Below are 15,608 nucleotides of genomic sequence, written 5' to 3'. Positions count from 1 at the left end.
AGCCGGATCAATTGGCGACGATGTTGACCAACTTGCCGGGCACGACGATGACCTTGCGAATGGTCTTGCCCTCGGTGTGGCGACGTACGTTCTCCGCCTCCAGCGCCTGGGCCTCGATGGCGGCCTTGTCGGCGGCCGCCGGCACGTCGAGACGCGCACGCAGCTTGCCGTTGACCTGGACCGCCAGTTCGACGCTGTCCTTGACCATGGCCGCCTCGTCGGCCTGCGGCCAGGCGGCGTCGATGACCGGGGTGTCGTGACCCAGGGCATCCCACAAGGCATGGCAGGCGTGCGGCACGATCGGCGCCAGCACCAGCACGCAGGCTTCCAGTGCCTCGCGCGTGACCGCCAGGCCTTGCGGCGAGGTGTCCTCGAAGCGGCCGATGGCGTTGACCAGTTCCATCACCGCGGCGATGGCGGTGTTGAAGGTGGTGCGACGGCCGATGTCGTCGCTGGCCTTGGCGATGGTCTCGTGGGTCTTGCGACGCAGCGTCTTCTGGTCGTCGTTCAGAGCGTCGGCATCCAGGGCCGCGGGCGTGCCGGCGTCCAGGTGATCGGCGACAAGCTTCCAGAGCCGCTTCAAGAAGCGGTGCGCGCCCTCGACGCCGGAGTCGGACCACTCCAGCGATTGCTCGGGGGGAGCGGCGAACATCATGAACAGGCGCACGGTGTCGGCACCGAAGCGGTCGATCATCGCCTGCGGGTCGACGCCGTTGTTCTTGGACTTGGACATCTTCTCGATGCCGCCCATCTCCACCGGCTGGCCGTCCTCGCGCAGGATGGCGCTGACCGGACGGCCCTTGTCGTCGCGCTGGACGTCGACGTCGGCGGGGTTGAACCAGTCCTTGCTGCCGTCGTCGTTGGCACGGTAGAAGGTCTCGGCGATGACCATGCCCTGGGTGAGCAGGCGCTGGAAGGGCTCGTCGCTCGCGACCAGGCCGAAGTCGCGCATCAGCTTGTGGAAGAAGCGCGCGTAGAGCAGGTGCAGGATGGCGTGCTCGATGCCGCCGATGTAGAGATCCACCGGCAGCCAGTAGTCGGCACGTTCGTCGAGCATCGCCTCCATGTTGTCGGCGCTGGCGAAGCGCGCGTAATACCAGGACGATTCCATGAAGGTATCGAAGGTATCGGTCTCGCGCGTCCACCCCTCGCCGAGGTCATAGAACGCCGGCATCTTCTTGAGCGGCGAGCCGGAGGCATCGACCTCGACTTCCATCGGCAGGGCGACGGGCAGTTCGTCGTCGGTCAGCGGCACGGTCTGGCCTTCGGGGCCGTACTTGACCGGGATCGGCGCGCCCCAGTAACGCTGACGGGCCACGCCCCAGTCGCGCAGGCGGAAGTTGGTCTTCACCGTGCCCTGTCCGTTGGCCTCGAGGCGCGCGGCGATGGCATCGAAGGCGGCGTCGAACTCGAGCCCGTCGAACTCGCCGGAGTTGATCAGCTTGCCGTGCTCGGTATGCGCGCCCTGGGACAGATCCGGCGTGTTGCCTTCGGCGTCGGCGATCACCGGCTCGATGGGAATGCCGTACTTGGTGGCGAATTCCCAGTCGCGCTGGTCATGGGCGGGGACCGCCATGACCGCGCCGGTGCCGTATTCCATGAGCACGAAGTTGGCGACGAAGATCGGCACTTCACGACCGGTCAGCGGATGAATCGCCTTGTGGCCGGTGTCCATGCCCTTCTTCTCCATGGTCGCCAGCTCGGCCTCGGAATTGCCGCCCTGCTGGCATTCCTCCAGGAAATCGCCCAGCGCGGGGTTGTCCTGGGCCGCCTGCCTGGCCAGCGGATGACCGGCGGCGACGGCGACGTAGGTGACGCCATAGAGGGTATCGGGACGCGTGGTGTAGACCTCGAGCTGCTCGCTGCTGTCGGCCACCGCGAAGCTCAGCTCGACCCCGGTGGACTTGCCGATCCAGTTGCGCTGCATGGTCTTGACCTGCTCGGGCCAGTCGACCTTGTCCAGGTCGGCGAGCAGCTCATCGGCGTAATCGGTGATCTTGAGGAACCACAGCGGGATTTCCTTGCGCTCGACCAGCGCGCCACTGCGCCAGCCGCGCCCTTCGATCACCTGCTCGTTGGCGAGCACGGTCTGATCGACGGGATCCCAGTTGACCGTGGACATCTTCTTGTAGACCAGGCCCTTCTCCACCAGCTTGGTGAAGAACCATTGTTCCCAGCGATAGTAGTCGACGTCGCAGGTGGCGAATTCGCGGTTCCAGTCATAGGCGAAGCCCAGGGCCTTCAACTGGCGACGCATGGCGTCGATGTTGTCGTACGTCCAGGCGCCGGGCGGGACCCGGTTCTTGATCGCGGCGTTTTCAGCGGGCATGCCGAAGGCGTCCCAGCCCATCGGCTGGAGGACGTTCTTGCCCTGCATGCGCTGGAAGCGCGAGACCACGTCGCCGATGGTGTAGTTGCGCACGTGCCCCATGTGCAGCTTGCCGCTGGGGTAGGGGAACATCGACAGGCAGTAGAATTTCTCCCGGGTCGCGTCCTCGACGGCCTTGAAGCACTGGTTCTTGTCCCAGAAGGTCTGGGCGGCGGATTCGATTGCGTGCGGCGTGTACTGTGCGTCCATCGGTTTGATCTGGCACCTTGCGTTGGGCTTGGCTTGAAGCGGATAACGCCCGGCACCGCGATGTGGTAGAAACGGAGGTGAACGGACGTTGTCTGTGTGATATATCAGGCCGTCAGGATACCCCAGTCATGCGCCTACAGGTAGGGGCGTGACCTCGACGACAGTCAGGAGACGCATTATGAGCGAACGTCACGAGCAAGAGAATCGCTTGAGCCGTGCCTACGAACGGGTACTCGAACGGCTCGAGAAGGGCGCCGGTGACCTGTCGTGGGAGTCGTTGCAGCGCGAGATGGATGACGCCATCGAGTTCGAGGCGGAACTCGAGACCTACACCAAGGACGAACTGGCCCTGCTGCGCGCCTGGGTCGAACGCGACATGCGCGACCTGCGCCAGTTCCTGGCCCATGGCGGCGAAGGCATCGCCACTTGGCTGGGAATCGACCTCGGCGCCGTCTCGCGGCGGGTCACCGAGGCGCTGTTTTCCATCGCCGACCGAACCACCGTCGACCAGGCGCGCTTCGCGGACGACCTCGAAGCCGCGCGCGCCGACTATGTCGAAGGCGAGATGGCGGTGCCCGGCCGCATGCGCTGCGTGCACTGCGATACGGAAGTGATCCTCGAGACCATCACCCGGCTCGAGCCCTGCCACCACTGCGGTCATCGCTATTTCGCACGCGCCAGGGGGTAAGGCCGAGAGAAAGGGCACAAGGAAGGGCATGAGGGGCGTCAGACACTCGACGCCCCTGGCCGCTTCATTGGAGGGAGCCACCCTGCTTGGCGCTGGATGGCCTGAATGCGATGTCGTTTGAACGGTCACCCTGCGGCGTGTAGGGGGGTGACCTGAGCGCGAGGCCGTTGTGCTGCCTGCCAGAGTTCGTACTTGAGTTGCATTTCCAGCCACATCTCCGCGCTGGTGCCCAGCGCCTGCTCAAGGCGCAGTGCCATATCCGCCGAGATACCGGCATTGCCGTTGAGAATGCGAGACAGCGCAGCGCGCGTGACGCCCAGACGCTTGGCGGCCTCGGTGACTGAGATGTCACCGATGTACTCGCGCAGCACGGCGCCAGGGTGCGCGGGGTTGTGCATGCGGTTCATGCGGCCTCCTAGTGATAGTCACTGCTAGTGATAGTCCTGATAGTCCACCAAGATGGCGTCTTCGCCATCGAACGTGAAGGTAAGTCGCCAGTTTCCATTGACGGGGATGGTCCAGTGTCCGTGCAAGCTGCCCTTGAAGAACTTGCGCAGCCCTTTGTGTTGGAAGCTCTTGATCATTCGAGTAGCGTATAGTTTCGCTATACGAATGGCAAGGGGCTGGTGCCTCTCGTCACCCTCGTCGTGGTCCGGCACGTGGCGTGCCATGGGCCGGGCTCGGAAATGGTGTCTGGATCGGGCCATTGGGCATGGGGAAAAGTTTGATATCGTCGCACCCCGAAACACGATCGAAGACCCAACCACGACCAAGACGAGGAGACAGGCATGCATGACGAGGGGCTGCCCGACGCGATGGCGGCGATGTTGCTGACCGGACACGGGGGCATCGACAAGCTGGTCTATCGCCAGGACGTGCCCGTGCCGAGACCCGCCCATGGCGAGGTCCTGGTGCAGGTGACCGCGACGGCCAAGAACAACACCGACCGCAAGGCGCGGGAAGGGCTTTATCCGACCAAGGACAAGGGAGACACGACCTCGTTCCAGATCGGCGGTGCCCCGACCCTGACCTTTCCTCGCATTCAGGGTGCCGATGTGGCCGGGCGCGTGGTCGCTGTCGGCGAGGGCGTGAGTGAAGAACGCATCGGCCAGCGCGGGTTGCTGGATTTCAATATCTATGCCGACGACCGCCCCGACATCAACCTGACGCCCGACTATTACGGTCATGGGGCCGATGGCGGCTTCGCCGAGTACGTTGCCGTGCCTTCGGCGCAGTTCCATACGGTGGACAACCCGGAACTGGCCGATGCCGAACTCGCCGCCATGGGCATGTGTTCCTACCAGACCGCGCTGCACATGCTGAACGCCGCCAACGTGCAGGCCGGCGAACGCGTGCTGGTGACCGGTGCCAGTGGCGGGGTGGGCACGGCCCTGATTCGGCTCTGCCGCATCATGGGAGCGATTCCCTACGCGCTGAGCCAGCCGGACAAGGCCGCTTCGTTGATGGCGCTGGGGGCGGAGGCCGTGCTGGATCGCACGGACATGGAGGATTTCACCGAGAAGGTGAAGGCCCTGACGCAGGGCGTACCCATCGATGCGGTCATGGATCTGGTCGGCGGCGAGATGACCGACCGCTTCATCGACACCATGATCTTCGACATGACGCGCCGCACCACGTACCCGCGATTGAGCATCGCCGGGGCGAGCGGCGGCAATCTCAGCGAGATCATGTGGACGCGGATCTATCTGTATCAGGTGCAGGTATTCGGCGTGTCCCACGGCACGCGCGACGAGGCCGAGCAACTGGTGGCCTGGATCCGCACGGGGCAGTTGACGCCGGTACTGCACGCGGCGTTCAAGCTTTCCGAGTTGCATGACGCCGAACGTTACTTCGTCAATCGCAACAGCAATTACCTGGGCAAGATCGTGATCGTCCCCGATTCGCAGTGGCAAGCGCATGGCGCCCCGTACGCACTGAAGGGTGAACAATGAGCGAAGAACTGACACTGCAATTGATCGACCTGCATGCCGGCGGCGATGTCAGCCGTATCGTGACCGGCGGCATCGACCCGCTGCCGGGCAATACGGTGCGCGAGAAGATGGAGTACCTGCGCGAGGATGCCGACGGCCTGCGCCAGCTGTTGCTCAGCGAGCCCTATGGCATTCCCGAGATGTCGGTGGATCTGCTCGTTCCCGCCAGCGATCCGGAAGCCGAGGTGGGCTACATCATCATGGAGGTGATGGGCTATCCCATCTATTCCGGGTCCAACACCATCTGCACCGCCACGGCCGTGCTGGAAAGCGGCCTCGTACCCAAGCGCGAGGGGCATCAGCGCTTCATCCTGGAGTCCGCGGCCGGCCTGGTGCATATCGAGGCGCGGGTGGAAAACGGCGTCGTGGAAGCCATTACCTGCGAAGGGCTGCCCAGTTACATCGACACCTACCGGGCCAGCATCCATGTGCCTTCGGTCGGGGACGTGACCTACAGCGTCGCCTACAGCGGCGGGTTCTACGCAATGGTGGATGCCGCCGAGCTGGGCTTCTCGTTGAATCGGGACGAGGAGGCACGGCTGGCGGAGTGCGCCCATGCCATCGTCGAGGCGATCCAGGCCGAGCGAGGCTTCTCGCACTACACCCTGGGCGATGTGGGGCCGCTGCCGTTCCTGCATTTCATGGGGCCGGTCGAGCAGGTCGCCGACGGCTTCTTCCGCTCGCGCTCGACGACCTACGTGCACCCGGGCGTGATCTGCCGCAGCACGACCGGCACGGGCACCTCGGCGCGCCTGGCGCTGATGCATCATGAGGGCACGCTGCAGCCGGGAGACAAGCTGGAGACCGTGTCCCTGCGCGGCACGGGCTTCATCGGCGAGTTCACCGGCTCCCGGCAGGAAGGGGACCATCGGGTGGCCGAGAACACCATCACCGGCAAGGCTCACATGCTGGCTCGCTCGGACATCGTCATCAACTGCAACGATCCGCTGGTGGAGTGCGGCAGCCTGCACCATATCCTGACCAGCGGTCATCGCAGGACCGAGGCGTTGCCCGTCGAGGAAGAGGTGTCGCTGTCGGACTAGGCCGTGGCCTGGCCTCCCGACACGAGGCGCGGAATTCACCGCGCCTCGTGTCGGGACCGGTGCACGCTAGGTGCGACGGCGCCAGCGCAGCCCGGGGACGAGCAGCAGCAGGGCGAGTCCCCAGGCCGGCCAGCTGCCGGTCCGGGTGAAGGGCGTCAGGCCTTGCATGGGCTGGACCTCGCCGTTGACGCTGGTGGTCTCGAAGCGCGGCGCGCGCTGCGTGATCCGGCCCTGGGCGTCGATGATGGCGGTGACGCCGTTGCTGGTGGCGCGGAGGACGTAACGGCCGTTCTCCAGGGCGCGTAGCTGGGCCATCTGCAAGTGCTGAAGCGGGCCGATGGAGTCTCCGAACCAGGTGTCGTTGGACACGGTCAGCAGCACGTTGGCGTCGCGCGCCCGGTTGGCGACCAGATCCGCATAGATGATTTCGTAGCAGATCGCACTGCCCAGCTGCATGCCGGCGGCCTCGATCGGTGCCTGGTCGGCGTCACCGGCGGTGAAGCTCGACATGGGCAGGTTGAAGAAGGCGATGATGCCGCGCAGCAAGCCCTCCAGCGGCAGGTATTCGCCGAACGGCACCAGATGCTCCTTGCGGTAGCTGCCCTCGCTGGCGCCGACCCCGATGACCGAATTGTAGTAATCGCCGTTCGCCTCCCGTTGCACGATGCCGGTCAGCAAGGCCGTGTCCGGCGGAAGCGTCGCCTGCACGCGCTCGAGCACGGGGCGTGCCTGGGCCGCGAACATCGGCAGGGCGGTCTCCGGCCACACGATCAGGTCGGTCCCCTCGGGCTGTGCGCGAGTGAGCGTGCTGTAGGTGTTGGCAGCGGCGCGCTGGCCCTCGGCGCTCCACTTGGTCAGTTGCGGGAGATTGCCCTGCAGCAAGGCGACGCGCTTGGGTTCACCTTGGGGTGTCGTCCATTGCGCGGGAAGCAGCATCGGGATGACCCAAATGGCGGCCAGTGGCGCCAGGGCCCAGTAGCGCTTTCGGCACAGCGCGACCAGCAGGGTCCCGCTCAGCGCGACGAACAAGGAGAGCAGGTAGACGCCGCCGACGGGAGCCCAGGGCGCCAGGGGCGACGCGACATGGGCGTTGCCCAGCAGCAGCCAGGGGAACCCCGTGAACGCCCAGGTTCGCAGCCCTTCGCCCAGCACCCAGGCGCCCGCGAAGGTCAGCATGGCCCAGCGGGGCGAGGTGAAGCGCCGATAGACGCCGAATATCACGGCATAGAACAGCGCCAGCGTGACGACGAACAATGCCGTCAGAAAGACGGCCAGCGGTACGCCGGTGTAGCCGTAATCGTGAATCGACACATAGATCCACGACGTGCCGGCGCCGAACAGCCCGACGCCGTAGCTCCAGCCGCGCAAGGCGGCCTGACCGGTGGTGAGGTCGTGCAGCCCGTAGAAGACCATGGCGACGGCAATCGGGCCGATCCACCAGAGCGAGAACGGGGCGAAGGTCAGGGTCGTGAGCGCGCCGGCGGCCAGCGCGACGAGATATCCCATCCAGGGTCGATAGGCTCGGGAAGACAGCATGAGGCACTCCTTGTCGAAGGTGCCTCTTATAACAGAGCAGGGCGCCGTGGGCCATGCCGCAACGAGGACGACACGGCGTCACGGCGCACTTGGGGTCATTCCCTTTCGGCTTGCGCCGTCTCGCTGCTGGCATCCGATGCGGGCGAGACCTGCAACAGCCGGATGCGGCGGTTGTCGGCGTTGAGCACGGTGAAGCGCCAGTCGCCCAGGTCGGCGTATTCGTTGCGACGGGGAAGATGGCCGAAGCGCTGCATCACCAGGCCGCCGACGGTGTCGAATTCCTCGTCGGGGAAGGCCGTGTCGAAGCGTTCGTTGAACTCCTCGATGGGGGTCAGCGCACGAATCGCGTAGGTGCCGTCGCCGAGGTCGCGGATGTCGTCTTCCTCGTCGGTGTCGTGCTCGTCTTCGATATCGCCGACGATCTGCTCGAGGATGTCCTCGATGGTCACGATGCCGGCGGTACCGCCGTATTCGTCGACCACCACCGCCATGTGGTTGTGGGTGTCGCGGAATTCCTTGAGCAGGCTGTTGAGCCGCTTCGACTCGGGAATGAACATCGCCGGACGCAGGATGTCGCGCAGTTGAAAGCGCTGGCGCTCGGCATCGCTGAGCTTGAGCAAGGGCAGCAGGTCCTTGACCAGCACGATGCCCAGCACTTCATCGAGGTTTTCGTCGATGACCGGGTAGCGCGAGTGAGCGGTTTCGAGGATCACCGGCAGGCAGTCCTCGGGGCGTTGATCGACATGCAGGGCGGTTACCTGGGAGCGCGGGATCATCACCTCACGGGTTTGCTGATCGCTGATCTGGAATGCGCCCTCGATGATGGTCAGCGCATCCTGATCGAGGCGTAGCCGGGTGCCGGCCTCGCGCAGGAAGGTGAGCAGTTCGTCTCGCGAGCTGGGCTCGTCGGCGTCGTTGGAGAAAGCGCTCAACAGTTTATCCAGCCAGGACTTGCCACCCTGGCTGCTCGATCGGTCTTCGCTCATGCGATGGGTCTCTCGTTCCTCATGGACGATCACGCTGGGGTAATAAGATGCTGACGCGGCCGGCGGTCGCGTTTCGGAGGAAGCCGGGGGCCGTTCCGGCAGGCGGCGGTTCACTCGGCATAGGGATCACCGATGGCGAAATGCGCCAGTAATTCCCGCTCCAGGGCTTCCATCTCTTCGGCTTCCCGATCATCTATATGATCGTAGCCGAGCAAATGCAAGGTGCCGTGGATCACCATATGGGCGTAGTGGTGCGCGAGCGGCTTGCCCTGCTCGGCGGCTTCGTCGACGACCACGGCGTGGCAGATCGCCAGGTCGCCGAGCAGCGCCAGGGGGAGGCCGGGCGGTGCCTCGAAGGGGAAGGACAGCACATTGGTCGGCTTGTCCTTGCCGCGGTAATCGCGGTTGAGCGCCTGGCTCTCGTCGGCCGTCACGAAGCGCACGCTGAGTTCGTGGCGGTCCGTGTCGGGATGACGCGCCAGCACGGCCCCCACCCAGGCCTCGAGATCGGCCTGGGTGGGGAGAAGTTCCGTCGCCGTCTCGAGGGCGACCTGACGATCGATGTCGGGCGTCATGCGTTGGTCGGCTCGTCGTTGTCGCGTCGCGCGTCGTTCTCTTCGCGCTTGGCCTGGGCGCGGCGCTCGCGGCGAGTGCGTTCCTGTTCTTCCTCGGCGCTCTCGAAGGCATCGTAGGCCTCGATGATGCGCTGTACCAGCGGGTGGCGGACCACGTCCTTGGCCACGAAGTGGGTGACGCCGATTCCCGGGGTGTCCTTGAGCACGTCGAGGACCTGAATCAGCCCCGACTGGTTGCCGCGCGGCAGGTCGACCTGCGTGATGTCGCCGGTAATCACCGCGGTGGAGCCGAACCCGATACGCGTCAGGAACATCTTCATCTGCTCGCGCGTGGTGTTCTGGCTCTCGTCGAGAATGATGAAGGCATTGTTGAGCGTGCGACCGCGCATGTAGGCCAGCGGAGCGACCTCGATCACCTGGCGCTCGATCAGCTTGCCGACCTGCTCGAAGCCCAGCATTTCATAGAGGGCGTCGTACAGCGGGCGCAGGTAGGGGTCGATCTTCTGTGCCAGGTCCCCCGGCAAGAAACCCAGTCGCTCGCCGGCTTCCACCGCCGGACGGACCAGCAGGATGCGCCGCACCTGCTGCTGGTTGAGCGCCTCGACCGCCGCCGCGACCGCCAGGTAGGTCTTGCCGGTCCCCGCCGGTCCGATCCCGAAGTTGATGTCGTGATCGCGAATGCTGGCGACATAGGTCTGCTGGTTGTTGCCACGCGGCTTGATCAGCGCGCGTGGCGTACGCAGCAGGACACCGCCTTCGTCGATGGTTTCCTCTTCCTCCTCCAGCGCTTCGAGGCCGGATTCCTGCAGGAACAGGTGCACGGTATCGGGTGTCAGCTCGCTGGCTTCCGTCTCACGGTAGAGGTGCTCGACGACGTTGGCCGCGGCCTTGACGCTCGACCCCGGCCCCGCGAGTTGAAAGGTGTTGCCGCGATTGCGCAGCGTCACGCCCAGGCGGGTCTCGACGAGCTTGAGGTGTTCGTCCTGCTGCCCGCACAGACTGGCCAGGCGCATGGGGTCGTTGGGTTCGAGCGTCAGGGTGAGGATGCGATGTGCCTGCGAAGTGTTCTGGCTCAACTCGAGGGGATCCATGGGTTGGAAGTGTGAATTCAGCTTAGCGCCCCGGACAACGCCGGGGCAATGATCTTGCGCAAGGTTTCACCGAGCGGTGAATGGCACGTCAGTAGCGCGCGGGCGACGCCAGGTCACCGCGCAGCGAGTTCGGCAAGGCCTCGGTGATCTCGACGTCGACGAAATAGCCGATGAGTTCGGTGGGGTTGGGCGCGCGGAAATTCACCACCCGGTTGTTCTCGGTGCGGCCGGAAAGCTGGCCGGGATCCTTGGGCGAGAAGCCGGTGACCAGAATGCGCTCGGTGTTGCCGACCATGCGCCGCGAGATCTGCATGGTCTGCTGGTTGAGACGCTCCTGGAGAATCGCCAGACGCTGCTTCTTGGTCGCTTCCGGCGTCTCGTCTTCCAGGTTCGCCGCCGGCGTCCCAGGGCGCGGGGAGTAGACGAAGCTGAACGAGGCGTCGAATCCGATGCGCTGGATGAGGTTCATGGTGTCCATGAAGTCTTCCTCGGTCTCGCCGGGGAAGCCGATGATGAAGTCCGAGGAGAAGCTGATGTCCGGGCGCAGGGCGCGGATACGCTCCAGCTTGTCGACGTATTCCTCGACGGTGTGACCGCGCTTCATGGCCGCCAGGATACGGTCCGACCCCGCCTGAACGGGCAGGTGCAGATGGCTGACCAGCTCGGGAATCTCGCCGTAGGCCTCGATCAGGCTGTCGGAAAATTCCACGGGGTGCGAGGTGGTGAAACGGATCCGGTCGATGCCTTCCACGGCGGCGACGCAGCCGATCAGCTCGGCGAGGTCGATCTCGTCGCCGAGCTGATTCTCGCCGCGATAGGCGTTGACGTTCTGGCCCAGCAGGTTGATCTCGCGCACGCCCTGGTCGGCCAGATGGATGACTTCCTCCATCACCGACTCGAAGGGCCGCGAGACTTCCTCGCCACGGGTATAAGGCACCACGCAGAAGGTGCAGTATTTCGAGCAGCCTTCCATCACCGAGACGAAGGCCGTGGCGCCGTCCGACGTGGGCTTGGGCAGGTGGTCGAACTTCTCGATCTCGGGGAAGGTGACGTCGACCATGGAAATGGTCTCCGCGCCCTGACGCGAGTCGAGCATGGTCGGCAGGCGGTGCAGTGTCTGCGGACCGAAGACCATGTCGACGTGCGGCGCGCGCTTCTTGATGTGCTCGCCTTCCTGGCTGGCCACGCAGCCCCCGACGCCGATCACGAGGTCGGGATTGGCGGCCTTGAGCTTCTTCCAGCGACCGAGCTGGTGGAACACCTTCTCTTGGGCCTTTTCGCGAATCGAGCAGGTGTTGAGCAGGATGACGTCGGCGTCCCGCTCGTCGTCGGTCAGCTCGAGTGCGTGCGATTCACCGAGTAGATCCGCCATGCGCGCGGAATCGTACTCGTTCATCTGGCAGCCATGGGTCTTGATGAAGAGTTTCTTCGCCATACCGATACGGTCGGTGCGTCGAGCGCCCGACATTGTCCGTGATTGGGGGTGAGTAAAAGCGTGGCCTTGAAATGCGGCCCAGCCGCTTGTCCAGGATAAGACATTGCATTATACGGATTGCCGGCAGCCTGGGCCAGCCTTGCGCGGACGTCGAATCGTCCGCGAATCCGTCGTGGCTATGATACGCTAGCGGCTGTCGCGCAATCTCGCCCTCGGGGCGTCTCCCGCGCGGCCCGTGGATGGCGGCGACGGCGCCGCGCCAGGCGGGTCGGCACGCGATAGAACGCGTGGAAGGAGTGATCAAAAATTGCACGATTTGTCGCTATGACAGACATTGCGGCGGTCTCGCCGCTGTCATGATTCGGTTTTCCCAAGACTTATCCACAGAATGTGTGGATGGTCGCCCGCCGAGGCGCGACAGGAGGTCCGCTCGGCATGGATCGCAACGCGTGGAGCAGTTCGTATCGTGAGCCGTTCGTCATTCATGAAGAAGCCACGTTATGTCTAGAATCAAACCTCTGATGTTGAGCTTGGTCCTCGGGGCCTTTGCGGTGGACGCCCATGCACAGGCTGAGGCGCAGCACTGGGTCTCGGACCAGTTGCCCACCTATGTACGCAGCGGCCCCACGGACGGTTATCGCATCGTGGGAACGCTCGACAGCGGCGAACCCGTGACGCTGCTGGAACGACAAAACGATTACAGTCGGGTGCGTAGCCAGGACGGCGACACGGTGTGGATTCCCAGTCGCTATCTGCAGGACACGCCGAGTGCGCGTTCACGCCTGCCCGAGTTGCAGACGCGCGTGGACGAGCTGACCTCGGAACTCGACGGCATCAACCAGGAATGGGAACAGCGCGTGGCCGACATGAAGACCACGCTCGATGAGCGCGGCCAGCGCATCGAGGAGCTGGAGGCCCGCAACGCCGAGCTGAACTCGGCCTACGGCGAGGCGCAGGAAACCGTGCGCGGGCTCGAGGCGCGGCTCGATACCCAGGAACAAGACCTGTTGATGCGCTACTTCATGTACGGGGCCGGCGTGGCCGGCGCCGGGCTGCTGGTCGGGCTGATCGTGCCGCACCTGCCGCGTCGACGTAAGCGTCGCAGCGGCTGGTTCTAGCGCCAATCGAACGGGAGGCATTGAGTCGCTATGGTGAGCATCCATGGCCACGGATGAGTGGCTGTCGCGCTGGGAGGACGGGCGCATCGGGTTTCATCGCTCGGCGCCGCATGCGTCATTGCAACGGCATTGGCCCGCGCTCGGTGCCCCGCCGCGGGGGAAGGTGCTGGTGCCGTTGTGCGGCAAGAGCCTGGACATGCGCTGGCTGGCCGAGCAGGGCCATCCGGTGCTGGGGCTCGAATTGTCGTCGTTGGCCATCGAGCAGTTCATTGCCGAGGGCGAGGGGCCCGTGTCCCGATACACCCAGGGAGATTTCACCTGCTGCCGGCAGGGGAGCATCGAGCTCTGGTGCGGGGACTTCTTCCATTTTCACACGGCGCAGGCCGCCGAGCTGGCCGCCTTCTACGACCGGGCGGCGCTGATCGCGCTGCCCGAGGCCACCCGGCAACGCTATGCCTTTCATCTCGCGCAGCTGCTGCTGCCGGGAACGCGAGGCTTGCTGATCAGCCTGGTCGATACCCAGTCGCCCGAGGGTGGGCCGCCGTATTCGGTGGATCATGACGAGGTGGAGCGCCTGTTCGCCCCCAATTTCGAACTGACCCTCCTGGAAACCTTGCCGCCGGAGGCCGGCGGCAAGCAGGAGAGCGTTTGGTCGTTGGTGCGACGTGGCCCGCGTCAGGACACGGGGCCCGGCGAGTGACGGTCAGTACTGCAGCTGGCGTGACAGCTCGGGATCGCTGAAGGCGCGCCGCAGGGCGTTGCTCAGCAGGTCGCTGACCATGCGGTTGTTGGTCTCCCAGTCGGGCTTGATGGCGAAACTCTGGGTGCGTTTGGCGGTGTAGGTGCCGGTATAGGTGCCGCCGTCGTTGACGATTTCCGCGCGCAGCACGGCCTGGAGTTGCGCGGCATCGAGCAGCGGCGCATCGGCGTCGGCGGGGGCGTACTGGAGATCGGCGAGCGTGAGTGTCAGGGTCGCGCCGGTCCCTCCTTCGCGCGTCGGGGTGTATCCCATGCGCCGCAGGGCGTTTTCCGCCTGGGTCTGCAGCTTGGGGATGACGTCGTGAGCGGGGACGCGAATCGTCGAGGTCGACGAGGGTTCGCCGGAGCGCGTGCCGAGCACGTCGCTGCGCCGTCCGTCGACGACGCTGACGGCAATCGCCTGACCGTTGCCGGTTTGCGGCAGACTCGCGCCGACATCGGGCTTGACCTGAAGTATCTGCGGGCTTTGTGCACAGCCGCCGATGACGAGCAACGCGAGGAGCAGGGCGGCGAGGGCCAGTGTGGGGAGGTGCCCCATGCGACGGGTCCGATGCATATTCGACATGTATCCTGATCTGGGAGTGAGAAATCCGTGTCAACGGTGTCTGGGCGAGTATAGCGGCCCCCTCAGCCGCTCGCGACGTCCTTTCGAGCCAATGCCCACAGGCCCAGCAGCGGGCCGGGCAGCATCAGCCAGGCCACCCACGGGCCGAGCGATGACCAGGCGGGCAGCAGCCACGCCAGCGAACCTGCCGATATCGCAAAGCCGATGGCGTTTTGCAGGGTCAGGGCGCTGCCGACCAGAGAGGGCGGACAGGCCCGTGCCGAAAGTGCCGAGAAGTGCGGGGAATCGATGACCGCGAACAGGCTCCAGAGGCCCAGGAACAGGGCGACCCAACGTCCGCCATGCAGGCCCAGCCAGGGATAGAGCAGGCAGCAGGCCGCCGAGCCGACGAGTCCGATCTGGGCGATGCGGCGGCTGCCCAGGCGCAGGCTCAGCCAGCCCCCCAGCCAGCAGCCCGGTCCGCCGATGGCGATCAACGCGAAACTGCCGAAGGCCAGTTGCGTCTTGGTCAGCTCGGGAAGCGCCGTGGCCAGCAATAGCGGTATCAAGACCCACAGGGTATACAGCTCCCACATGTGACCGAAGTAAGCACTTGCCGCGTGCCGGAACCCGGCGATGCGAAAGGCGCTGGGACCCGCCCAGCGGGGCGTGTCCCGGGACGTCTTGCGTACGCCTGGCGCCTCGCCGAGGCGCCACACCAGCCCGCCCGCGACAAGCGCCAGCAGCGAGGCGCTCCATAGCGCACCGCGCCAGTTGCCGCCGAGCGAGACGCCGGCCAGCAAGTGCGGCAGTGCCGTGCCGACGACCAGCATGCCCACCAGCCATGCCAGCCCCAGCCCGGCACGCTGCGGCGCCCAGCCGACCATGAGTTTCATGCCCACCGGGTAGATGCCGGCCAGCGCCATGCCGGTGATCAGACGCAGTGCCACCGCCGGCCACAGGCCGCCGGCCCAGGGCAGTGCGGCATTGCTGAGGGCACCCAGCAGACAGCAGGCGGCGAACAGGCGGCTCGCATCGCGGCGGTCGGCGATGCCGCTGAGACCGATCATCAACGTGCCCACGAAGAAACCGACCTGAACGGCGCCGGTCAGCCACCCCAGGTCGGGGGCGGCCAGTGCCCATTCGCGTTCCAGATCGCCGATCACCGCATTGGGCGTGAACCACAGGGCGGTGCCGAACAGCTCGGCGAGGGCGATCCAGGCAATGGGCATGGGGAGACTCATGTCGAGGGGGAGTCGTCGTT

15 protein-coding genes are annotated in these 15,608 nt (G+C 65.3%); 5 read left to right on the top strand and 10 right to left on the bottom strand.

Going from position 1 to position 15,608, the window contains the following annotated elements; genetic code table 11:
- Positions 1-7: 7 nt before the first annotated feature.
- Complete coding sequence (gene leuS / locus CSAL_RS11915) at positions 8-2,578, bottom strand: leucine--tRNA ligase (protein WP_011507639.1); 2,571 nt, start codon at positions 2,576-2,578, stop codon at positions 8-10.
- 178 nt (positions 2,579-2,756) lie between these two features.
- Between leuS and CSAL_RS11910 the strand changes: the two genes are divergently transcribed.
- Positions 2,757-3,266 (top strand): zinc ribbon-containing protein, encoded by a 510-nt coding sequence (locus tag CSAL_RS11910; protein WP_011507638.1) that lies wholly within the window; start codon positions 2,757-2,759, stop codon positions 3,264-3,266.
- A 125-nt stretch (positions 3,267-3,391) separates the two neighbouring features.
- Here the strand turns inward: CSAL_RS11910 and CSAL_RS11905 are convergent, their stop codons facing one another.
- Both CSAL_RS11905 and CSAL_RS17270 read right to left on the bottom strand, forming a co-directional pair.
- Entirely contained in the window at positions 3,392-3,673 is a 282-nt protein-coding gene (locus tag CSAL_RS11905) for a HigA family addiction module antitoxin (protein ID WP_011507637.1), read from the bottom strand.
- Positions 3,674-3,697: 24 nt separating this feature from the next.
- Complete coding sequence (locus CSAL_RS17270; protein WP_083831104.1) at positions 3,698-3,937, bottom strand: type II toxin-antitoxin system RelE/ParE family toxin; 240 nt, start codon at positions 3,935-3,937, stop codon at positions 3,698-3,700.
- 117 nt (positions 3,938-4,054) lie between these two features.
- Between CSAL_RS17270 and CSAL_RS11900 the strand changes: the two genes are divergently transcribed.
- Both CSAL_RS11900 and CSAL_RS11895 read left to right on the top strand, forming a co-directional pair.
- Positions 4,055-5,218, top strand: coding sequence for an alcohol dehydrogenase catalytic domain-containing protein (locus CSAL_RS11900; RefSeq protein WP_011507636.1), 1,164 nt, complete (start codon positions 4,055-4,057; stop codon positions 5,216-5,218).
- Positions 5,215-6,300, top strand: coding sequence for a proline racemase family protein (locus CSAL_RS11895; RefSeq protein WP_011507635.1), 1,086 nt, complete (start codon positions 5,215-5,217; stop codon positions 6,298-6,300). The genes CSAL_RS11900 and CSAL_RS11895 overlap by 4 nt, the downstream gene beginning before the upstream one ends.
- Before the next feature lie 66 nt (positions 6,301-6,366).
- Here CSAL_RS11895 and lnt read toward each other — a convergent pair whose 3' ends face one another.
- The 5 genes from lnt to miaB form a co-directional block, all read right to left on the bottom strand.
- The gene (lnt, locus tag CSAL_RS11890; protein WP_011507634.1) at positions 6,367-7,836 is read right to left on the bottom strand and encodes an apolipoprotein N-acyltransferase; all 1,470 of its coding nucleotides are present in this window, start codon (positions 7,834-7,836) and stop codon (positions 6,367-6,369) included.
- 95 nt (positions 7,837-7,931) lie between these two features.
- Entirely contained in the window at positions 7,932-8,822 is an 891-nt protein-coding gene (locus CSAL_RS11885) for a CorC family transporter (protein ID WP_011507633.1), read from the bottom strand.
- Positions 8,823-8,932: 110 nt separating this feature from the next.
- Positions 8,933-9,397 (bottom strand): rRNA maturation RNase YbeY, encoded by a 465-nt coding sequence (gene ybeY, locus CSAL_RS11880; RefSeq protein WP_011507632.1) that lies wholly within the window; start codon positions 9,395-9,397, stop codon positions 8,933-8,935.
- Entirely contained in the window at positions 9,394-10,473 is a 1,080-nt protein-coding gene (locus tag CSAL_RS11875; RefSeq protein WP_035411881.1) for a PhoH family protein, read from the bottom strand. The genes ybeY and CSAL_RS11875 overlap by 4 nt, the downstream gene beginning before the upstream one ends.
- A gap of 103 nt (positions 10,474-10,576) precedes the next feature.
- A complete protein-coding gene (gene miaB, locus CSAL_RS11870; RefSeq protein WP_035411885.1) occupies positions 10,577-11,923 on the bottom strand; it encodes a tRNA (N6-isopentenyl adenosine(37)-C2)-methylthiotransferase MiaB in 1,347 nt (448 codons plus the stop codon).
- Between the two features lie 521 nt (positions 11,924-12,444).
- Between miaB and CSAL_RS11865 the strand changes: the two genes are divergently transcribed.
- A complete protein-coding gene (locus CSAL_RS11865; RefSeq protein WP_240673374.1) occupies positions 12,445-13,041 on the top strand; it encodes a TIGR04211 family SH3 domain-containing protein in 597 nt (198 codons plus the stop codon).
- A gap of 43 nt (positions 13,042-13,084) precedes the next feature.
- Complete coding sequence (gene tmpT, locus CSAL_RS11860; RefSeq protein ID WP_011507628.1) at positions 13,085-13,741, top strand: thiopurine S-methyltransferase; 657 nt, start codon at positions 13,085-13,087, stop codon at positions 13,739-13,741.
- Between the two features lie 3 nt (positions 13,742-13,744).
- Here tmpT and CSAL_RS11855 read toward each other — a convergent pair whose 3' ends face one another.
- Together CSAL_RS11855 and CSAL_RS11850 are read right to left on the bottom strand one after the other, a co-directional pair.
- Positions 13,745-14,356 (bottom strand): YajG family lipoprotein, encoded by a 612-nt coding sequence (locus CSAL_RS11855; protein WP_011507627.1) that lies wholly within the window; start codon positions 14,354-14,356, stop codon positions 13,745-13,747.
- Positions 14,357-14,427: 71 nt separating this feature from the next.
- The gene (locus tag CSAL_RS11850) at positions 14,428-15,576 is read right to left on the bottom strand and encodes an MFS transporter (RefSeq protein WP_244846357.1); all 1,149 of its coding nucleotides are present in this window, start codon (positions 15,574-15,576) and stop codon (positions 14,428-14,430) included.
- Between the last annotated feature and the right edge of the window lie 32 nt (positions 15,577-15,608).

This window comes from Chromohalobacter israelensis DSM 3043, from assembly GCF_000055785.1.
GTDB classification, from domain to species: Bacteria; Pseudomonadota; Gammaproteobacteria; order Pseudomonadales; family Halomonadaceae; genus Chromohalobacter; species Chromohalobacter israelensis.
Note: the sequence above shows the minus strand (reverse complement) of the source record. Positions and strands in the feature narration are given on the sequence as shown.